General features: G+C 40.3%; 19 protein-coding genes and 1 pseudogene. 4 read left to right on the top strand and 16 right to left on the bottom strand.

Going from position 1 to position 19,491, the window contains the following annotated elements; translation table 11 throughout:
* Window positions 1-133: 133 nt before the first annotated feature.
* The gene (locus tag ACTNDS_RS02900; RefSeq protein ID WP_441033468.1) at window positions 134-997 is read right to left on the bottom strand and encodes a substrate-binding domain-containing protein; all 864 of its coding nucleotides are present in this window, start codon (window positions 995-997) and stop codon (window positions 134-136) included.
* A 260-nt stretch (window positions 998-1,257) separates the two neighbouring features.
* Here ACTNDS_RS02900 and ACTNDS_RS02895 point away from each other — a divergent pair, with 260 nt between their 5' ends.
* Window positions 1,258-1,650, top strand: a complete 393-nt coding sequence (locus tag ACTNDS_RS02895; protein ID WP_441033466.1) for a C-GCAxxG-C-C family protein — start codon at window positions 1,258-1,260, stop codon at window positions 1,648-1,650.
* Window positions 1,651-1,907: 257 nt separating this feature from the next.
* Here ACTNDS_RS02895 and ACTNDS_RS02890 read toward each other — a convergent pair.
* The 4 genes and pseudogenes from ACTNDS_RS02890 to ACTNDS_RS02875 all read right to left on the bottom strand — a co-directional run.
* Window positions 1,908-2,321: pseudogene (locus ACTNDS_RS02890) on the bottom strand (transposase); the annotation flags it as partial.
* Window positions 2,322-2,415: 94 nt separating this feature from the next.
* Window positions 2,416-3,216 (bottom strand): helix-turn-helix transcriptional regulator, encoded by an 801-nt coding sequence (locus tag ACTNDS_RS02885; protein WP_019163021.1) that lies wholly within the window; start codon window positions 3,214-3,216, stop codon window positions 2,416-2,418.
* Between the two features lie 351 nt (window positions 3,217-3,567).
* Window positions 3,568-4,965 (bottom strand): MFS transporter, encoded by a 1,398-nt coding sequence (locus ACTNDS_RS02880; RefSeq protein WP_441033463.1) that lies wholly within the window; start codon window positions 4,963-4,965, stop codon window positions 3,568-3,570.
* Window positions 4,966-5,132: 167 nt separating this feature from the next.
* A complete protein-coding gene (locus ACTNDS_RS02875; RefSeq protein WP_441033460.1) occupies window positions 5,133-8,171 on the bottom strand; it encodes a glycoside hydrolase family 2 TIM barrel-domain containing protein in 3,039 nt (1,012 codons plus the stop codon).
* Window positions 8,172-8,372: 201 nt separating this feature from the next.
* Between ACTNDS_RS02875 and ACTNDS_RS02870 the strand changes: the two genes are divergently transcribed.
* The gene (locus ACTNDS_RS02870; RefSeq protein WP_441033457.1) at window positions 8,373-9,236 is read left to right on the top strand and encodes an AraC family transcriptional regulator; all 864 of its coding nucleotides are present in this window, start codon (window positions 8,373-8,375) and stop codon (window positions 9,234-9,236) included.
* Window positions 9,237-9,743: 507 nt separating this feature from the next.
* On the opposite strand, the gene ACTNDS_RS02865 is transcribed toward ACTNDS_RS02870, so the two are convergent.
* Window positions 9,744-9,890, bottom strand: coding sequence for a hypothetical protein (locus ACTNDS_RS02865; protein WP_441033455.1), 147 nt, complete (start codon window positions 9,888-9,890; stop codon window positions 9,744-9,746).
* A gap of 196 nt (window positions 9,891-10,086) precedes the next feature.
* Between ACTNDS_RS02865 and ACTNDS_RS02860 the strand changes: the two genes are divergently transcribed.
* On the top strand, window positions 10,087-10,446 hold the full coding sequence (locus ACTNDS_RS02860) for an arsenate reductase family protein (RefSeq protein ID WP_195565305.1): 360 nt from the start codon (window positions 10,087-10,089) through the stop codon (window positions 10,444-10,446).
* A 59-nt stretch (window positions 10,447-10,505) separates the two neighbouring features.
* Here the strand turns inward: ACTNDS_RS02860 and ACTNDS_RS02855 are convergent, their stop codons facing one another.
* The 8 genes from ACTNDS_RS02855 to ureA form a co-directional block, all read right to left on the bottom strand.
* The gene (locus ACTNDS_RS02855) at window positions 10,506-11,366 is read right to left on the bottom strand and encodes an urease accessory protein UreD (protein WP_441033451.1); all 861 of its coding nucleotides are present in this window, start codon (window positions 11,364-11,366) and stop codon (window positions 10,506-10,508) included.
* A gap of 12 nt (window positions 11,367-11,378) precedes the next feature.
* The gene (gene ureG / locus ACTNDS_RS02850; RefSeq protein ID WP_008705089.1) at window positions 11,379-11,987 is read right to left on the bottom strand and encodes an urease accessory protein UreG; all 609 of its coding nucleotides are present in this window, start codon (window positions 11,985-11,987) and stop codon (window positions 11,379-11,381) included.
* Window positions 11,988-12,008: 21 nt separating this feature from the next.
* Window positions 12,009-12,701: an urease accessory protein UreF gene (locus ACTNDS_RS02845; RefSeq protein WP_441033447.1), complete on the bottom strand. Its 693-nt coding sequence runs from the start codon at window positions 12,699-12,701 to the stop codon at window positions 12,009-12,011.
* 18 nt (window positions 12,702-12,719) lie between these two features.
* A complete protein-coding gene (locus ACTNDS_RS02840) occupies window positions 12,720-13,196 on the bottom strand; it encodes an urease accessory protein UreE (RefSeq protein ID WP_441033444.1) in 477 nt (158 codons plus the stop codon).
* Window positions 13,197-13,216: 20 nt separating this feature from the next.
* Window positions 13,217-13,723, bottom strand: coding sequence for an AmiS/UreI family transporter (locus ACTNDS_RS02835; RefSeq protein WP_441033442.1), 507 nt, complete (start codon window positions 13,721-13,723; stop codon window positions 13,217-13,219).
* Between the two features lie 172 nt (window positions 13,724-13,895).
* Complete coding sequence (gene ureC / locus ACTNDS_RS02830) at window positions 13,896-15,617, bottom strand: urease subunit beta (protein WP_118136090.1); 1,722 nt, start codon at window positions 15,615-15,617, stop codon at window positions 13,896-13,898.
* 12 nt (window positions 15,618-15,629) lie between these two features.
* Window positions 15,630-15,989: an urease subunit beta gene (ureB, locus tag ACTNDS_RS02825; RefSeq protein ID WP_019163039.1), complete on the bottom strand. Its 360-nt coding sequence runs from the start codon at window positions 15,987-15,989 to the stop codon at window positions 15,630-15,632.
* Between the two features lie 14 nt (window positions 15,990-16,003).
* Window positions 16,004-16,306 carry an urease subunit gamma gene (ureA, locus tag ACTNDS_RS02820; RefSeq protein ID WP_008705098.1) on the bottom strand — a complete coding sequence of 101 codons (303 nt, stop codon included), beginning with the start codon at window positions 16,304-16,306 and terminating at the stop codon, window positions 16,004-16,006.
* A gap of 294 nt (window positions 16,307-16,600) precedes the next feature.
* Between ureA and ACTNDS_RS02815 the strand changes: the two genes are divergently transcribed.
* Window positions 16,601-17,785, top strand: coding sequence for a class I SAM-dependent methyltransferase (locus tag ACTNDS_RS02815; protein ID WP_441033436.1), 1,185 nt, complete (start codon window positions 16,601-16,603; stop codon window positions 17,783-17,785).
* 61 nt (window positions 17,786-17,846) lie between these two features.
* Here ACTNDS_RS02815 and ACTNDS_RS02810 read toward each other — a convergent pair whose 3' ends face one another.
* Window positions 17,847-18,218, bottom strand: coding sequence for a GTP pyrophosphokinase (locus ACTNDS_RS02810; RefSeq protein ID WP_441033434.1), 372 nt, complete (start codon window positions 18,216-18,218; stop codon window positions 17,847-17,849).
* A gap of 399 nt (window positions 18,219-18,617) precedes the next feature.
* Entirely contained in the window at window positions 18,618-19,076 is a 459-nt protein-coding gene (locus ACTNDS_RS02805; RefSeq protein WP_025581036.1) for a ferritin-like domain-containing protein, read from the bottom strand.
* Window positions 19,077-19,491 lie beyond the last annotated feature (415 nt).

Here is a 19,491-nt window from a genome sequence, read left to right as displayed (position 1 = left end):
AAATGTATTTCTTCCTTTCAAAGAAATACACACATAAAGCAGTCCGCCTGGCTATTTTCCACGGCAAGCGGACCGCTTTTCTTATGTTTCAATTCTGTTCAGACTTCTGATTCAGTGATCATGCTTCACTGAATTATTTTGCAAGACCTTCCCAGGTTGTTGTCTCGCCTGTGTAAACGGATTTCACCTGATCACTTGTCAGCTCATCAATATCATTATCTTTGTTTACGATAATTGCAATACCATCTCTTGCAATCACAGTTGCTGTCAATCCCAGATCCTTTTCTTCATCTTTCAGCTCACGGGAAGCCATTCCAATGTCTGCTGTTCCTTCTGCTGCCATGTTTACACCTGTTGTGGAATCACTCTGCTGAACTTCTACAGTTACGTCTTTATTTACTGCTTCATAGCCTTCTGCAAGTTTCTCCATAACCGGTGTTACTGAAGAAGAACCTGCAACTACTACTTTACCGGAAACTCCGTCTGCTGCTTCATAAGCCTTGGCATCTGCTGCTTCTTTGATATAGCCGTTGTCCTCTACGATCTTCTGTCCGTCAGAGCTCATGATATAGTTTACAAAGTCCTTTGCAGCATCGCTTTCCTTCTCTCCTGTCAGGATGTTGAAAGGACGTGCAATCTTATATGTATCATTGGAAACATTCTCAGCTGTTGCTTCTACACCGTCAATCTTTACAGCCTTTACTGTGTCATCCAGAGAACCTAAGGAAATATATCCGATTGCATTCTCATCGCCGGCTACTGTTGTCATCATAACAGATGTGCTGTTTGTAACACTTGCCTCTTCTGTTGTCATATCAACCTTCTGGCCATCCTGCTCTTCTTCAATTCCAAACAGTTCTACGAATGCTCCACGTGTACCGGAACCATCCTCACGGGATACAACTGTGATGTCTCCGCTTGCTGCACTTACGATTGTTGTAACTGCTGTTGCTCCGATAACTGCTGCTGTAAGAATTGTTGCGATTTTTTTCTTCATGATAATTTTCTCCTCTTCTGATGAGCCATGCTTTTTATTTTTCATGTAATCCTGATGACTCATCCCTTTTAATATTTTTATTTTTTAAATCATGTTGCCTCATTTACAAGTTCTATTATAAAAATTCAAAGTTAAATGTAAAATCTCACTAAAGTAAAATCTTTGTAAATTGAAAAGTTTTATGAATGTTGTAAAAACAGGCCCCAGGTGCTATCATATACTATATCTTTAATGAAAATTAATACGAAGGAGAATTATATATGGAAAACTCAAGATGTGAAAAAGCAGTAGAAAAGAAACATAACGGCTATAACTGTGCACAGGCTGTGGCCTGTTCTTTCTGTAAAGAAGCATCTATGGATGAGGATACACTCAAAAAGATCACACAGGGATTCGGTGCAGGTCTTGGCACTATGGCCGGTACATGCGGAGCAATCTCCGGTGCTGCAGTTGTAGCAGGACTTATTAACCAGGACAAAGCAGGAACCTCTCAGACTGTCCGCTCTGTCATGAATCAGTTTAAACAGCAGAACGGAACTGTAATATGTAAAGACTTAAAGGGCGTGGAGACCGGAAAGGTAATCCGCTCCTGTGATGACTGTGTCAGAGATGCGGTGAAATTCCTGGAAGACGCATTAAAATCAGGAAATTGATTTCAGCAGATATTCACAATACATGAGGGTGTAAAAATTCTTGTGTCTATGGAAAGTAAATCTTTCTGATAAGAAATAGATATGTAAAATTTTGCACAAGTAAGGCATCATGATTATTGCCTTTTGTGGGCTCTGCCCACACCCGACCTCTGGAATAGGATCGGAAATTTCTGGCAATAATATAAATGCCGAAGGAATAGACAGAGAGCAGGAATGAGGGGCTTAAAAGAGCTTCCCATTCCTGCTTTTCTTTTCTCTTACAGATAAGCAGTAAGCCGTTCTCCGTAAAGGACTATCAGCTGATTCAATACCTGATCCCAGTTCCGGTATCTCTGCGTCCACTTTTTGACTACGTTCTCGCTGGCAAGATACAGCATCTTTTCCAATGCAGAATCGCTTGGGAATACGCTTTTCGTTTTCGTGACTTTCCGATACTGGCGGTTCAATCCTTCTATGATATTTGTCGTGTACATAATGCGTCTGATATCATTAGAAAACTGGAAAAAGGAACTTACATCTTCCCAATTATTTTCCCAGTTACTGATCGCGTACGGATATTTCTTCCCCCATTTTTCTTTCATGTTTTCCAGCTCTGTTAAAGCGTCTGCGCCTTGCCTTTCTTGTTTCTTTAGAATACACCTTACTCTTTTCATAATAGAATAAAACTCTTTTTTCTACAAATATTTTTATATTATATCATCCACACATGAAATCAAATACATAGCACTGTAAAATCAAAGTAAATATTTCGATCAACAGAACCTTTTATGACAACATCTCTTTCACACAAGTACTTCGATAATCACTTGGTGATATTTTATATCTTTCTTTAAATACTCGGTTAAACGTTCTCTGACTTTCAAATCCACTATCCAGACAAATATTTGTAATAGAATCACTCGTATTTTCCAAACGATGGCATGCATAGTTCAGCCTTGCATCGTTAAGATATTGATTAAAGTTTCTATGGAATGTCTTGGAAAAGAGTCTGGATAAAACATATTTGCTCACGCCCAGGTCTTTTGCCATCTCTTCTAACGAAAACTTCTTCTTGAAATTTGCTGATATATAGGAAACTGTCTGGTAAATAAGATCGTTGCTCCCCACACTGCTCTTTTCTACCAAATTTAATTTTCCTATGCAGCGTGCCAACACAATTTGAAGATATGCCTGTGCAACAGTAATATCCGACTGTTCTGTCTCTAAAATTGCATTTATAACCCTATATACCTCCGGTTCAACCTTTTCCGCTTTGATGATTGGGTATTCAGGAGCCATGGATTGCATGATATCTGCAAATTTGGCTATCGTAAATGGCGATGCAATCAGATAAGTCGCTTTATTTACACCGGGTGTCAGTACCTGATAGTGATGAATAACATCTGGAAATACAAAGCCTATATCTCCTTTTTCCATATGGTATAGTTCCTGTCCGACACCAAGTTCTAATGCTCCACTTGTTACACAAACGATCTCCAGTGCATTATGAAGATGTGGTTCAATATGTTTTGACTTCCTATTTATTGCTATGATCTCCTCTTTTGTGTCAACATATTTTAACTGCATGAAATACTCCCCTTTGCAACATTTGTCTATATCTTCTTTCGATTTGGCAAGCAATCCTTTTACACCTATCTTATAATCAACTTGTAAATAAGGAAAGGAGGAATTGCAAATGAGCAACCTAAAAAAATATCTGAATGACCTTTTAGTATTCTACACTGAATATTTTGAGCATCCTTACCATGTATAAATACTAAAAGGACTATTTTGTGAAAACTGAATATTTTCTTAAGGCCATTTCACAAAAATGAAGTGGTCCTTTTTTATTTTCAAAATACAGTTCAATCACTTTATATATAGAAAAAAGCACTGTCTCATCGAGCAATGACCAGACAACGCTTTCTCCTGTCAATTCTAATTTATGTCTGATGCATCTGTTACTTCATCTGCAGCAATTTCTTTTTCTGCTTTCAGTTTTTTATTTGCATCTTCTACATTCATTCTTGAAAGTACAAACATAATCAATACATCAAAGATTAACGGAAGCCAAAGATACATAAACTGCATCATATCAAGTGCAGACTGCGGCTGAGTTGCATTTGTTCCAATATATCCACTGAACTCAAGCAGCCATCCAACAACAGCGGTTCCAATACCTCCACCGATTTTTACGCCAAGAGAAGTACAAGAGTACATCGTTCCGTCAATTCTCTTTCCCTGTGTAAGATAAGTGTACTCAGAGCAGGATGCGATAACTGCATTCATATCTCCCTGCCATGGTCCCTGACCTAAGGCTGCAAGAGCTGTAAATGCCATCATCAGCGGAACACTGCCCATATATCCTGCAACAACAACAAGTGCTCTACCGATGACTGCTAAGACATAACCTCTTAAGTTCAGTTTATACATACCTTTCCACTTACCAACTAATGTCGGTGTGAAAATCAGGGCAATGATCAGTGGAATATTTACTGCCCATGCAAATTGTCCAAACAAATTCTTATTTTTCAGTACCCATGTCATGTAATAAATGCCAGCTCCAATCATGGCACCATATAACTGCTGTAAAATATATGTTCCACAAATCATCATGTAATATTTGTTTTTGACAAGAAGCTTGAATGCCTGTACCATTCCATACTTTTCATTATCATTCTTTACTTCTCCTTCATTAAGTTCTTCCTCCGGAAGTTCCTTAACAGAAAGTGCTGAAATCGTATTTACGACCAGACCTATGATTGCATAGATAATAGCAACCGTTCTCCATGCCGCAGCATCTCCACCACATTTATCTACAAATCCAACTGTAATCGCCTGAATCAGAAGACTTGTTGAAAATGCAAAAATAAAACGGTAAGATCCCATCTGTACACGCTCTTTGCTGTTCTTTGTAATCAGTGACGTAAGTGCTGAATAAGCAATATTGTTTGCTGTATAAAACACACCATTTAACAGTGTATAAGAAATAAAGAACCATGCATATTTAGCCGTTGTTCCCAAACTCACCGGTACTGCAAAGCAGCCGACCAGCGTAATGGCACAACCAATATATCCGTATAGCATCCAGGGTTTCGCTTTTCCCATTTTACTGTGTGTTTTGTCAATCATTGATCCAAAAAATATATCCGTAAAACCATCAAATAGTTTTGATACGGCAATCAGGGTACCCACGACACCTGCAGCAAGTCCTACCGAGTCCGTCAGATAGACCATCATAAAAGATGTCAGGAACGCATAGACTACATTACCTGCAATATCACCTGATCCGTATCCAATTTTGTTATACCATTTCAAATACTTTTTTTCTTCCATCGAATTTCTTTGCTCCTCATCTTCATCGCACTTAGAATCTCAATATGGCTAACCGTATGATATCTAATTCTGTTTTTTTCTCTGATTTTGTCTGATTGCTCTGTATATCCGGACTTTACATTACAATCAGACTCTCTTTCCTTGTTTACGGGTTACATGAAACTTTATTATCCCTTTACATACGGTATCAGTGTAAACTGAAACCGGAATAATACATCATCAAATCGGTACTGCTCCAATACAACTGGACCACAACTATTAGAACCAATGCCATTTAATGCGTAGTCAACACAGAATACTACACTATCTGATTCTATTAATTCATAATTATGCGTTTTCTTCTCAAGTTCTTCCTGTGTATAATAAGAAGCATTGAATGAAAATGCCTTTTCTGCGGATGCCACAATTCCATATCGGCTGTTGTTAAGCTCTACATATTCACAATCATAATGGCTTCCATTTTCCTGTGGACGGATATAGTCCTCATGTAAATCCCCTACATCTGCCCGGTACAAACCGTGGCTCGCAGCCTGATGTTTATCACAATAACTTTCCTGTGGTCCCATTCCAAAGTATCTTACAGCTGAAAGTTTTTTATCCAGGAACATCCTCACACCAAATCTCGGAAGATCCGGGAATTCATCGTCTTTTGTTACTACAATATCTGCATCAATCTTTCCAGCAGCTTCTATTTTCCATGTAATCGTCACATCAAGAATCTTCTGTACTGTCTCTGCCACAACGGAAGCATGGCTTGTAATCTTCACACCATGTTTTCCCTGCACAACCTCTGTCGTATAGGCTCTTGTGTAAGCCTTATCATAGTGGGCTTTCTTCCATTCAGACTTGATGTACATATCGTTATCTGTTGGAGCTCTCCAAATATTTAATTCCATCGGATAGTTCAAGTATTCCCGCCCTGCGAATTTCATCTCTGTAAAGAGTGCAGTACGTTTGTCTATGGTATAAGCAAATTCACGCCCCTTGATATGAATCTGTGTATCATTTTCATTTACCTGTAATTCAGAGTCCACTACTGTTTTTGGTATCCATTTCTCTGCAAGTTTACATTTTGTATCCTCTTTACTTACCTCAATTTCATCAAATCCAAGAATATGGTCTTCATCCAACAATGGCAATTCTTTTTTCAGATGGTAAATAAGTTTTAAATAACATTTTCCATTCTCTGGAACATTGATCTTCAGGTTTGTTTTTCCTTCCCCGTGTGGTGCCACAGAAAACTCCGGAAGTATGCCTTTGCTGATCACAAGACCATCCTGTGTCAGCTCATAACTAATCTTCACATAAGCTTTCAAGTCATCAAAATCCATGTAGTTATGAAGCACCAGTTCTCCGCTTTCTTTGTTATAGGAAACAACTCTTGCCGGGCGATAAACATTCTTGTATTCCAAAAGTCCTGTATGTACCGTTCTGTCCGGATATACTAATCCATCCATACAGAAGTTGCCATCATGAATTTCTTCGCCATGGTCGCCCCCATAAGCATATATAGTCTTTCCATTCTCAGCAGTTCCATGAGCAATCGCATGGTCACACCATTCCCAGACAAAGCCGCCGCACATTTTATCATTATCCTGAATCATCTGGAAGTAATCTTCAAAATCTCCAGGTCCGTTTCCCATGCTGTGACAGTACTCTACCAAAAGGAAGGGTTTGCTTCCATCTTTATCCAGATATTCCTGAATTTCGGAAAGCGCTGGGTACATCCGGCTGTACACATCCAGATTGCTGTAATCATATGTTTCATCATAATTACGGTATCTTGCACTCTCATATTGTGTGATACGGTCTGGATCAAAATTCTTTGTCCATTCCAGTGCTTTTTCAAAGTTGCAGCCATAAGCACTCTCATTTCCCATTGACCACATAACAATACAGAAACGGTTTTTGTCACGTTCCACCATGAGTTTTACGCGATCAACGATTGCCTCTTCCCATACCGGATCATCTGCAATCTTCTCATTCCATCGTTTGAACCGATTGTAATCAGTGTCTTCTTTTCTGTAGATCATAAATGGACCATGAGCTTCAATATCTGCTTCATCTATTACCATGAATCCATACTTGTCACACATTTCATAGAAAAATGGTGCGTTCGGATAGTGGCTGGAACGGATCGCATTAAAATTATGCTGCTTCATTAACGTAAGATCGGTTGTAATCTGTTCCGGATTGATTGTAAATCCAGTAACCGGATCAGAATCATGTCGATTGACACCACGGAATTTAATCTTCTGTCCATTTAAATAAATAACCTGGTCTTTAATCTCTATCTTTCTTAATGCAATGTGATCTACAATTACTTCATTCTCTGTTTCAAGAATCAGTTTATAGAGATATGGATTTTCTGTATTCCAAAGTTCCGGACTTGCGATTTCTAATACAGCTGTTCCTTCTTCAGCAATACTTCCTAGTGCTACAACTGCTCCGTTTCTATCTTCAATCGAAATTTTTACATTTAACGGAGAGTAGAATTTCATTTCAATTTCTACTTTCGCAAGCATATCATCAATTCTTGTTTTAATATGATAATCACTGATTGCCTGTTTTGGGCGTTTCAAAATGTACACATCCCGGAAAATACCACTCATACGGAATTTGTCCTGATCTTCCAAATAGGAACCATCACACCACTTCATGACCAGAACCGCTATGCTGTTCTCTCCGTCCCGAAGGAGGTCGGTGATATCAAACTCACTGGTCATATGAGAAACCTGGCTATACCCTACATAAGAGCCATTGATCCATACATAAAAGCAACTGTCTACTCCTTCAAAATTCAAGAAAGCTTTTGGTGCATTTTCATCTTTGTGATAAACAAAGGTATGTGCATATGTTCCACATGGAATATCCTGTGGTACATACGGTGGATCAAATGGGAACGGATACCTGATGTTTGTATACTGATGTGTGTCATATCCTGCCATCTGCCATACACTCGGAACATGAATCTCATCAAAATTTTCTGTATCATAATCTTTCTCAAAGAAGGGTTCCTGAACATCATAGATACTGTTAAAATACTGGAACTTCCAAGTTCCGTTCAATAACTGCATTCGGTCTGACTCTTCCCTGTGCTCCACCAGGTTATCCATTCTTTTGGATGCCGGAATAAAATAGGCTCTGGCTGGCATTGTATTTTCATGCAGTACGCTTAAATCCTCATAATAACGTGGTACAATCATAAATAACTCTCCTTTAATACATATACATTTTTTTGCACTTTGTTTTTCCACAGCAAACCTTGTCTTTTATTTTTATGTTTACGTTTCTCTGTTTTGCTATATATATCTTATCCTAATCTGCAAAACATGTCTATGAATTGGATTAGACAAAATATGCACTAAATGATACAATAACAAAAAAAGGAAAAGAGGTGCTACCATATGTATATGAATACCGGTTATTTAAACCACTCCCATATGGATTTCAAAGACAAAAGTCGCCCACTGGTTGTAGGAAGTTGCGGTACTTACCGCCTTTCCAGCCATCCAAAGTTACCAACCTACCGTCCAAGGGGACGCCTGGATTATCAGATTATCTATATCACTGCTGGTTGTGGGCATTTTCATTTTGACAATGTGGATAACGAAACGATTGTCCCCGCCGGTAATATTGTACTGTACAGACCGAAGGAACTTCAGAAATATGAATATTATGGAAAAGATAAGATAGAAGTATACTGGATTCATTTTACAGGCAACAATGTAAAAAATATCCTACGGCAATATGGATTCCCGGATAAAGAGCGTGTATTTCAGGTCGGAACCTCTATGGAATACGAACAGATTTTCAAGCGTATTATCATCGAGCTTCAGCGTTGCCAAGATAATTATGAGGAAATGCTTGTCCTTCTGCTCCGTCATCTTCTGATCAGTTTCCACCGGGAACTGACAAGAGAGCACATATTAAAAAATGAATATCTTGATCATGAGATGGATAAAGCAGTTACCTTTTTCAGTGAAAATTATAACCAGAATATTAGCATAGATGATTATGCTGCCTCACGTGGAATGAGTGTCAGCTGGTTTATCCGAAACTTCAAAAAATACACAGGTTCTACACCAATGCAGTTTATTGTGGGAATCCGAATTAACAATGCCCAGATGTTACTTGAAACAACAACCTATTCCATCAATGAGATTTCTAAGATTGTCGGATATGATAACCAGCTTTATTTCAGTCGGCTTTTTCACAAGTTGAAAGGATATTCGCCGAGAGAATACCGAAAGCTGAGAAACAAATTCTGAAATCCACAAAGAGGATACCACCGAATTATCAAAAGAGTAGAGGGTGTAAAAATTCTTGTGTCTATGGAAAGTAAATCTTTCTGATAAGAAATAGATATGTAAAATTTTGCTGTCGAATTAATGATTATGCGGCTGTCGAATATATCTTTGTACTTACAGTATTGCCATGTAGGAAAATTATATACATCATTTTCGATTTTTTTGTATGACAAGTAAGGCATCATGATTATTGCCTTTTGTGGGCTCTGCCCACACCCGACCTCTGGAATAGGATCGGAAATTTCTGGCAATAATATAAATGCCGAAGGAATAGACAGAGAGCAGGAATGAGGGGCTTAAAAGAGCTTCCCATACGGCACGTTGTCAATCGGATATTCGCAATCCGCTTTCGCTACTTGCTCATAACCGAATAACTGCTCCGCAGTTTATCAGGAGGGGCTTGTACCCCTCCTGATACAAGCAAGTCCCACCCACTGCTTATTGCTTCTCGCAATTGAAGCAGGGGACTTACTTGATTCGGTTAAACTCCGACACTGTCATCTGCAGGATAGGAACAATAATCTCCTTATTACTCATAAGCTGTTTCATTCCTGCATCATACTCTGCGCCAGTCACTCCAGACGTATATACGTCCATCTTCGTCTCATCACGCATGATTTCTCCTCTCCGGGGAACTGGGACTGTTTTTTCTTTTGTATATGGATATATTAACATGAAAATCTAAGCCTTACAATTCTTCCACAACATTCTCTTGCAAAATCGCCCTTTCCAATTTATGATATATCTATCTGAAACAATAATGGAGGAAGTAATTACCTGTAAATAGTTACGATAAATCTATACGAGGAGAATGTCTATGAAAGTTTTAGTTTACCGCAAATGCAGCACCTGCATGAAAGCTCTGAAATGGCTGGATGAACACAATATCAGTTATGAAGAACGGGCTATTAAAGAAGAAAATCCTACCTATGAAGAATTAAAAGAATGGTACACCAAAAGTGGTCTTCCACTGAAGAAATTCTTTAATACAAGTGGGATGCTCTATAAGGAAATGGGATTGAAAGATAAGTTAAAAGATATGTCTGAAGATGAACAGCTGAAGCTTCTTGCCACAGACGGAATGCTGGTGAAACGACCGCTGGTAATCGGGGATGACTTTGTACTTACCGGATTTAAAGAAAAAGAATGGATCGAGGCTATGCACGTATAATGTGTATAGCCCAACACCAAGTTTATCTACAATCTGATGGCGGGAAATCCCGCCATTTTTTATCTCTGTTCTGTTTCGTATAACTTTTTGATTTTTTCCGCTACCTGCTGCAGTTTCTGAGCACGATGACCGAAGATTCTCAATGCCAGATCTCCGGTTGTGAGACGGGTAACTCCGCCATCTATTTCTGAATCTTCGTCAAGGATCTGCCAGATTTTTTCCTGAAGTTCCAGATTGATTGCTGAATCTGCTGACTTTACACTCCCGGATTCCTGACTGCAACTTTCACCATCTCTGCTGCAGATCTTAGAAAGAAACAGGTTTGCCATATGTGTGTAGCCCTCGTACATTCCGATTCCTTCCATGGGCATTTTGTCCGGTTCGTAGCGGGTGTTGTCGCGATAGATGAGTTTGTCCCCTCTGTACAGCAGGACTTTTGAGGAGAATCTGCGGTACTGAAAACGTTCGTCATGAGCGTTTCGACCACAGGAGATGATCTCCAGCAGGAATAAACGGGAGGTTGCGTCTTCCAGATGGATAGTCGTTTTGCTGTCAAAGGCTGACTGTGCGAAAGGAATCACCGGCTGGGGATAGTAGTATAATGTAGCGTTTTTGTCTACCTGTACTTCAATAGTTCGGGCGGCTGAGCCTTCGTCCATTTTGTGGATTTTCTCAAAGGACTGGGACAGGACTTCCAGATCTGCACCTTCCTTTACATGGTAGGAAAATTCCTGGGAATCACCTGCCATAATTCCGGCGGAAGCACAGAGAGGCATGATCTGGATCCCACCGTTTTCTTTTTCGAAGGGCATCATAATCTTGTATGGTGCTGTGAAAGACAGATCTTCGAGAATGGTCTTGCCTTCTTTTAAGGCTGCGCAGGCGCTGATACGGGATATCTTTCCGAATTTGTTATCCATAGGCATTTTCCTTTACATTCCTTCCAGGAGTACGTTTTTCTTGATCCACTCTACCACTTTATCTACGTTCTCATCTCCGCGGATATTTGTAAACTGGAATGGTCTGTCACCACGCATTTTTTTGGAGTCTCTTTCCATTACTTCCAGACTTGCACCTACATATGGAGCCAGGTCTATCTTATTAATTACAAGAAGATCAGAACGTGTGATTCCAGGACCGCCTTTACGCGGAATCTTATCTCCTTCTGCTACATCAATGACGAAGATAGTTGCATCTACCAGCTCCGGACTGAATGTTGCAGACAGGTTATCTCCGCCGCTTTCGATGAAAAGAAGTTCAATATCAGGGAAGCGTTCCATCATCTCATCTACTGCTTCCAGATTCATGGAAGCATCTTCACGGATGGCTGTGTGAGGGCATCCACCTGTCTCTACACCAATGATCCTCTCTACAGGAAGAACGCTGTTCTTTGCAAGGAACTGGGCGTCTTCTTTTGTGTAGATATCATTTGTGATGACACCAATGCTGTAATCCTTTGCCATCTTTCTTGACAGTGCTTCAATAAGTGCTGTTTTTCCGGAACCCACAGGTCCGGCAACTCCGATTTTTACGTATGACATACCGATTTCCTCTTTTCTTTCTTACGACATATATAATCTGGAATACAACTTCTCATGCTGGATTCCTCTGATATCAAATCCAGGTGCAGAGAGACATAAGTCCTCCTCGCTTCTGTTCATGACATTCTTTAATATCTCATCAAATTCCCCATAGCATCCGCTCAGAAGCTGCTGCCCGGATGTCTGGCTGAGGGGGATTGTTTTTACGCAGTTGGTGACGATTGCAGATGTCTGGGCGTATAGATAATGTGTCAGCGCCTCTTCCAGAGGAATCTGCATTTCCGCACAAAAAACTCCGTAAATACAGCAATGATTTACTGCTTTTCCCTTTCTTGCATCCAGATATTCTCTGAAAATCCCTGTTTCACTGATAGAAAGCCCCAGCTTTTCAATGGTTTTTGCGAAACGGGAACCCATTTTTCTGGCGGCTTCTCTCTGTTCCATAGGAATTCTGGATGCTTCCAGAAGTTCTTCCAGGTACAGAAGTTCCTGCAGGTCTTTTTTCTCTGCTGCTTCGTATGCAAGTCTGGCTGCCAGAAGTTCTGTATATGCAAGATTCCATTTGATTTTGTGAGTAATATACTCTCTGGCTGTGTCTACATTGTGGACAATTCCACGCTGAATATAAGTCTCAAGTCCCTGGGAGTGGGAATATCCTCCGATGGGAAACAGCGCATCATTTACCTGTAGAAGATAGAACTGTTTTTCTGACATGAAGAACCTCCGTTGTTATTAATGATGATGATTATGAATACTTGCAGAAATTCTCCTGTCAAAATCCAGCTTCAGCACTTCTTTCTCCGCCTGAACTCCATGGATTTTCTGAAGCATAACAAGCATTGGCTCATTATAGATCGTGATAAACGTATCATTCTCTCCCCAGAAAAGCGGTGCGTGTCTGTTTCCGATTTCATAACAGACTTTTGCAGACATTTTCTCATGTCCCGGAGTCAGAGAAACACGGATAACTTCGCATGGCGGTGTATTTACCACTACAAGCTTCTCATCATCTGCGTAGATCACATCATCCTGATACAGACCTCTGGCGAGAATGGAATCGTCCATGCGGATTCCCACTTCTATTCCTTTGTCTGTTGTTTTTTTATGTATTTTCTTGAATGCTTCGTGCCATTCAATATCTACATATTCTATTGTTTTTCCTGTAGTATCAAAATCATGAAGCTTTCCCAAAACCTGTTCACACAGCATTATTTTCGACCTCCTGAATCTTACCAAATCTGAAGCAACATCATAACTCCAGGAACCCATGCAGTTACGATTCCTTCAAATACCTGAAGATATGGAACGAATTTTCCCAGTTTTTTTCCGCAGATATCTTCTACGAAAGCAGTTCCCCAGAGAATTGCCCACAGATACCAGATTGCTGCCCAGCGCAGATCCGGTGTGATTCCCAGTGCAGTGCTTCCTGTAAATCCCTCGATTGTACCGAAGATCACCGCATTGATGGATACAAAAGTAGAAAACCATGCAAATGGGATAGGGCTTGCTTTCAGGAATTTACTCAGGGCTACGAAAAGATAGGTAAAGCAAAACAGCAGTCCTGTTCCTGCTGCATAATAATTGCCCTGCACCAGATTGACAAAGTTAATAAATAAAGAAAGACCACCTGTAAAGATGTTCATAATGGCGGTTGATTTTCCGTCTACATTGTATAAAGAACACATACCGTTGTTGATCAGTACGATTCCTACGAACAAAAGACAAACTCCTAACATAATATTCTCTCCTCTCCTGCTTCTTCAGTATATTTTTCTGTTAAATCTGACAGGACTGTCATTATATCGTTTGGTAAGTTCTTATAAAAGTTCTCACAAAACTCCATAAATAACAGTCCTGCGAATATCATTTTTATGATCAGATAACCAGAATGTAATGGTTTAAAGTTGTTTAGAACAGACTGTAAAGCTGTGTCAGCGGAAGCTTCTCTGCCGGTTTGGAAGTGATCTCTTCGCCGTCAACAGTAACCTTATATGTCTCCGGATCTACAGTCAGTTCCGGTGTTCTGTCGTTAAATACCATATCTTTTTTGCTGATATTTCTGCATCCCTTTACAGGTACTACAGTTTTCTCAAGACCGTATTTCTCTTTTACATTCTCATCCATGGCAGCCTGGGATACAAAGGTCAGGCAAGCTTCGTTCTTAGCTTTTCCATGAGCTGCAAACATTGGCTGATAGAGAACCGGCTGTGTAGTCGGAATGGATGCATTTGCATCGCCCATCTTAGATGCAATGATCATACCGCCTTTGATGATAATATCCGGTTTTGCACCAAAGAATACAGGATTCCAGAGAACGAGGTCTGCGAATTTACCTTCTTCCACAGAACCCACATACTGGGAAATACCGTGTGTGATTGCCGGATTAATGGTATATTTGGAGATATAACGTTTTACACGGAAATTATCATTGTCATGTCCTGCATCTTCCGGAAGTGCACCTCTCTCATCTTTCATCTTACTTGCTGTCTGCCAGGTACGTGTAATAACCTCACCTACACGTCCCATAGCCTGAGAGTCAGAGCTCATCATACTGAAGATACCCATATCATGAAGAACATCCTCTGCTGCGATTGTCTCAGGACGGATTCGGGAATCTGCAAATGCAACATCTTCCGGAATTCTCTTGTCAAGGTGATGGCAGACCATCAGCATATCCAGATGCTCATCCAGAGTGTTTACTGTATATGGCATTGTTGGGTTTGTGGAGGATGGCAGTACGTTCGGAGCTGCTGCTGCGCGAATGATATCCGGTGCATGTCCACCGCCTGCCCCCTCTGTATGATAAGTATGGATGGTTCTGCCGCCGATGGCTGCAAGTGTATCTTCCACACATCCACCTTCATTTAATGTATCTGTATGGATGGCAACCTGTACATCATATTCATCTGCCACATTCAGACAGTGATTGATAACTGCAGGTGTTGCACCCCAGTCCTCATGAATCTTCAGTCCCATAGCTCCGGCCTTGACCTGCTCAATGAGAGGAGCTTCGTCTGAGCAGTTACCTTTTCCAAGGAAGCCTAAGTTCATCGGGTATTCCTCGGCTGCCTTTAACATCATTCTCAAATTCCATGGTCCTGGTGTACAGGTAGTTGCATTTGTACCGTCTGCAGGGCCTGTACCACCTCCGATCATAGTAGTTACACCACTGTATAATGCACAATCGATCTGCTGTGGGCTGATGAAATGGATATGGGTATCAATTCCACCTGCAGTTACGATCATTCCTTCTCCTGCAAGTGCTTCTGTAGATGCACCCACTGTCATTCCGGGTGTGACACCATCCATGATGTCCGGATTTCCGGCTTTACCGATTCCTGCGATTTTGCCGTCTTTGATACCGATATCTGCTTTTACGATTCCTGTAGAGTCTACGATCAATGCATTGGTAATTACCAGATCCAGATCTCCGTCTTTACTGCAGGTTTTTACAGACTGTCCCATACCGTCACGGATTGTCTTGCCGCCGCCGAACTTTACTTCGTCTCCATAGGTTGTATAATCTTTTTCTACCTCGATCACAAGGCTTGTATCTGCCAGACGTACCTTATCTCCTGTAGTCGGGCCATACATTGCCGCATATTTGCTTCCGGAAATTTTTGTACTCATTATTGTCCCTCCTTACAGAAATCCTTTTAATTTCGCAGTTTCCATGGATGCTGCTTTTGTATCGTCAGTTGCCTGTGCGCGGGTGAGATCATTCAGTCCGAATACTCTCTGTCTGCCGCCCATTTCTGTAAGCTGAACCTCTTTTTCTTCACCCGGCTCAAATCTTACAGATGTTCCTGAAGGAATGTCCAGATGATATCCATAGGCTTTTTCCCTGTCAAAAGAAAGGCATTTATTTACTTCAAAGAAGTGAAAATGAGAACCGACCTGAACCGGTCTGTCGCCTTTGTTTGCCACTGTTACTGTCACTGTTTTCTTGCCTTCATTAAGTGTGATCTCACGATCTGCAGCCATAATTTCACCGATCTTCATGCTCATTCTCCTCCTTACTGAATTGGATTATGTACTGTCACAAGCTTGGTTCCATCCGGAAATGTTGCCTCTACCTGGACTTCACCGATCATATCAGCAACACCGTCCATTACGTCATCCTTTGTAAGAATCTTGGTTCCAAGCTGCATCAGCTCTACTACTGTTTTACCATCTCTTGCAAGCTCCAGGAGTTCAGAACTGATATACGCAAGTGCCTCCACGTAATTCAGTTTCAGACCTCTTTCCTTTCTCTCTTTTGCAAGATTTCCTGCCATATGAAGCATTAATTTTTCCTGTTCTTTGGGATTCAGCCTCATGATATTCCTCCTCTCGAATTGTGCGGATTATAATATGCAAAAAAGAGCAGACAATGGGATTCTTTCTCAGACCCCATTGTCTGCTCTTTGCACGAAAATTTTTATATAGGGGATTATAACTTGTGTTTCTTTGATGGTCAAGATGTTTTTTGTGAACTTTTTGTTTCTTCTTCTATTTCCATTATTCTGCTACAAGTCTGACCAATTTTCCAGATATCTTTGTTTAATTCTCCCCTTGACGATAAGCGCCCCCAAAGGTGTATCATAGTTTTGTGTTAAAGGAGGTAAACTATTATGTTTGAGACATTAGGAGAAAAGGCTGAAGAAAAAGCAATGGTGCAGTTCCTTGAACGCTTTACGGACTATCCATTTCTGGTAAGGTTCAAGAATTCCGAATATCCAATCGGAGAGGGAGAACCCACATTTACAGTAAATTTTAAGAAAACAATTCCTCTGGCCGAGCTGCTAAAAAGCACTTCCCTGGCATTAGGCGAGGCTTATATGCGGGGAGATCTGGATATTGAAGGAAATCTTTACGAGGCACTGGATCATTTTCTGGGACAGATGGGTAAATTTTCTACCAATGAATCTGCTCTGAAAAAAATCATGTTCAGTTCTACATCCAAAAAGAATCAGGAAAAGGAAGTCACCAGCCACTATGATATCGGAAATGATTTTTATAAATTATGGCTGGACGAAACCATGAGTTATTCCTGTGGCTACTTCATTCATAAAGATGACTCTTTATATCAGGCACAGGTCAATAAAGTAGATTATATTCTGAAAAAGTTGCATCTGGAAGAAGGTATGAGTCTTCTTGATATCGGCTGCGGATGGGGTTTTCTGCTGATTGAGGCTGCAAAAAAATACAAAGTACATGGTACAGGAATCACTTTAAGCCACGAACAATATACAGAATTCCAAAAGCGCATCAAAGCCCAGGGCCTGGAAGATTATCTTACAGTGGAACTGATGGATTACCGCGATCTGCCAAAGCATGACTATCAGTTTGACCGGGTAGTCAGTGTGGGAATGCTGGAACATGTTGGCCGTGACAATTATCAGCTCTTCCTTGACTGTGTAGAGAAAGTTCTGAAGCCGGGCGGATTATTCCTGCTTCATTTTATCAGCGCGCTGAAAGAACATCCGGGAGATCCATGGATCAAGAAATATATCTTTCCAGGCGGAACCGTTCCCAGTCTGAGAGAAATCCTGAATCATATGGCAGAGGACAATTTCCACACTCTGGACATTGAAAATCTGCGTCTGCATTACAATAAAACTCTGCTCCACTGGGAAAAGAATTTCCGTGATAATATAGAAAAGGAAAAGACCATGTTTGATGAATCCTTCCTGCGTATGTGGGAACTTTACCTGTCAGCATGTGCTGCAACCTTCCATAACGGAATTATTGATCTGCACCAGATTCTGATGACTAAAGGAATCAATAATGATCTGCCAATGACACGCTGGTATTAAAATAACTGCCTGGATTTCAAAAATAAAAATCCAGGCAGTACATAGATAATATTTTTTTATTCTAGATCTTCTCGATTTTATTCCGCATCTTCAACATTTTTCCATCTAGCCGGGCGATTTCCTCAGCATATTCTTTTAGCTCTGCTGCCACTTCTTCGTTCTCACTTTTCTTATAATACAACTGATATTCCAGCACAGACCAATAATCCATAGCAAGGGTTCTGAGCTGAATTTCTACCGGTTCCTTCTGCGGTCCATCAGCAGAATAGATTGGTACCTGCACAATGGGATGGAGGCTTCGATATCCATTTTTCTTGGGATCTTTTATATAATCTTTGATCTTAAGAATTTCAATATCTTTCTGCAGCTTTAAAAGTTCTACGACCTCATAAATCTCATCCTCAAAAGGACAGACCACACGAATTCCATTCATATACTCAAATATCCCGTTCTCTTCTGGTTCTTTTCCCTTCTATCTTCGTCTCATCACGCATGATTTCTCCCCTCCGGAGAACTGGAACTGTTCTTCTTTTGTATATGGATATATTAACACGAAAACCTGGACCTTACAATTCTTCCATAACATTCTCTTGCAAAATCTCCCTTTCCAATTTACGATATATCTATTATCTGTCTGGAATGACAGTGAAGGAAGTAATTATAGTATAATATGGCGTTTTACAAGATTTTTCATAAAATATCCCAACATTTATACCGTCATATTTTTTGTAAAATAAGATGTGCCTGATAAGAGACAGTCAGAACCAATTGTCTCCTGTCAGGTAATTAAAATTTCCCCAATATGCCACTCTGCTCAATGCCTTAAAACTTCTTATGCCATTCCATTCACTGTTTTATACTTATACAGCATCTCTGCATGGTTCTGTTCCTCAATCTGGATATCTGCCAGCAGCTTGCGTACACCACTATCGCCAAAGGCAAATACATCATCATTGTATGTTCCTGACACCAGCTTCTCTGTACCAATACAGTCTGTTGCAAGAAACGCATCGTGCTCTTTGTCTTCCGGTGAACTCATAGCTGTATAGACCGCTTTTGGCTGATAATCTCTGCCTGATCTGTCATTACAGTTACATTCAGGCACACTTCCGGAAAGAATCATTGACAAAGACTCATAATGCTTCTGTTCTTCCTGCTGGATATTACGGAAAAGATTTTTAAGCTCCGGGTCCCTGGCCTGTTCTGCGTATTTTCCATACTTTTCCACACAGCTTTTCTCTTGTGTCTGAAGATCTTCGATTACTGAACGTTCCTTTTCTTTTAAAATCATAGTCTGTTGTCTCCTTTTTTAAGAAATACTGTATTTTGTTACATGAAAATAGTATGGATAAAAAATGCTTTTTTATTCTCTGTATCATGACTTATGACAATTTCAGAGAATATTTTGTGTTACTGTTCACATGCCACTGTCCCGCGAGGTGTTTTGGCATGAATATGCCAAAATCCCGAGACATACAAGCCAAAATTCCATTGCCGCAGGCAATCTGGAATGAATTTTGGCTACGTTACTGTGAACGGAGTGAACAGTAACTATTTTGTTCCAACACCACTGTATCAGAGTGAATTTCTGTTTACTTTATGATATACTTATATGCACGATAAAACTTTTGAACTTAGCAATAAGCATAAAAATAGCGATTTACATAGGAAATCTACTGATTTCTAAGAATACATAGGAAAATTTA

Origin of the sequence: Blautia sp. HCP3S3_C12 (assembly GCF_052064155.1) — a bacterium.
GTDB lineage: Bacteria > Bacillota > Clostridia > Lachnospirales > Lachnospiraceae > Blautia_A.
The sequence above is the reverse complement of the archived record's forward strand: the minus strand, read 5'-3'. Positions and strand labels throughout refer to the sequence as shown.

What these genes read in the sequence shown, in the direction of transcription:
- ACTNDS_RS02805 (WP_025581036.1), bottom strand. Translation starts at nt 19,076, where the DNA reads ATGATTTTAAAAGAAAAGGAACGTTCAGTAATCGAAGATCTTCAGACA.
- ACTNDS_RS02900 (WP_441033468.1), bottom strand. Translation starts at nt 997, where the DNA reads ATGAAGAAAAAAATCGCAACAATTCTTACAGCAGCAGTTATCGGAGCA.
- ACTNDS_RS02870 (WP_441033457.1), top strand. Translation starts at nt 8,373, where the DNA reads ATGTATATGAATACCGGTTATTTAAACCACTCCCATATGGATTTCAAA.
- ACTNDS_RS02815 (WP_441033436.1), top strand. Translation starts at nt 16,601, where the DNA reads ATGTTTGAGACATTAGGAGAAAAGGCTGAAGAAAAAGCAATGGTGCAG.
- ACTNDS_RS02895 (WP_441033466.1), top strand. Translation starts at nt 1,258, where the DNA reads ATGGAAAACTCAAGATGTGAAAAAGCAGTAGAAAAGAAACATAACGGC.
- ACTNDS_RS02875 (WP_441033460.1), bottom strand. Translation starts at nt 8,171, where the DNA reads ATGATTGTACCACGTTATTATGAGGATTTAAGCGTACTGCATGAAAAT.
- ACTNDS_RS02865 (WP_441033455.1), bottom strand. Translation starts at nt 9,890, where the DNA reads ATGCGTGATGAGACGAAGATGGACGTATATACGTCTGGAGTGACTGGC.
- ureB (WP_019163039.1), bottom strand. Translation starts at nt 15,989, where the DNA reads ATGAAGATCGGTGAAATTATGGCTGCAGATCGTGAGATCACACTTAAT.
- ACTNDS_RS02810 (WP_441033434.1), bottom strand. Translation starts at nt 18,218, where the DNA reads ATGAATGGAATTCGTGTGGTCTGTCCTTTTGAGGATGAGATTTATGAG.
- ACTNDS_RS02880 (WP_441033463.1), bottom strand. Translation starts at nt 4,965, where the DNA reads ATGGAAGAAAAAAAGTATTTGAAATGGTATAACAAAATTGGATACGGA.
- ureG (WP_008705089.1), bottom strand. Translation starts at nt 11,987, where the DNA reads ATGTCATACGTAAAAATCGGAGTTGCCGGACCTGTGGGTTCCGGAAAA.
- ACTNDS_RS02860 (WP_195565305.1), top strand. Translation starts at nt 10,087, where the DNA reads ATGTCTATGAAAGTTTTAGTTTACCGCAAATGCAGCACCTGCATGAAA.
- ACTNDS_RS02845 (WP_441033447.1), bottom strand. Translation starts at nt 12,701, where the DNA reads ATGTCAGAAAAACAGTTCTATCTTCTACAGGTAAATGATGCGCTGTTT.
- ureA (WP_008705098.1), bottom strand. Translation starts at nt 16,306, where the DNA reads ATGAGGCTGAATCCCAAAGAACAGGAAAAATTAATGCTTCATATGGCA.
- ACTNDS_RS02835 (WP_441033442.1), bottom strand. Translation starts at nt 13,723, where the DNA reads ATGTTAGGAGTTTGTCTTTTGTTCGTAGGAATCGTACTGATCAACAAC.
- ureC (WP_118136090.1), bottom strand. Translation starts at nt 15,617, where the DNA reads ATGAGTACAAAAATTTCCGGAAGCAAATATGCGGCAATGTATGGCCCG.
- ACTNDS_RS02840 (WP_441033444.1), bottom strand. Translation starts at nt 13,196, where the DNA reads ATGCTGTGTGAACAGGTTTTGGGAAAGCTTCATGATTTTGATACTACA.
- ACTNDS_RS02885 (WP_019163021.1), bottom strand. Translation starts at nt 3,216, where the DNA reads ATGCAGTTAAAATATGTTGACACAAAAGAGGAGATCATAGCAATAAAT.
- ACTNDS_RS02855 (WP_441033451.1), bottom strand. Translation starts at nt 11,366, where the DNA reads ATGGATAACAAATTCGGAAAGATATCCCGTATCAGCGCCTGCGCAGCC.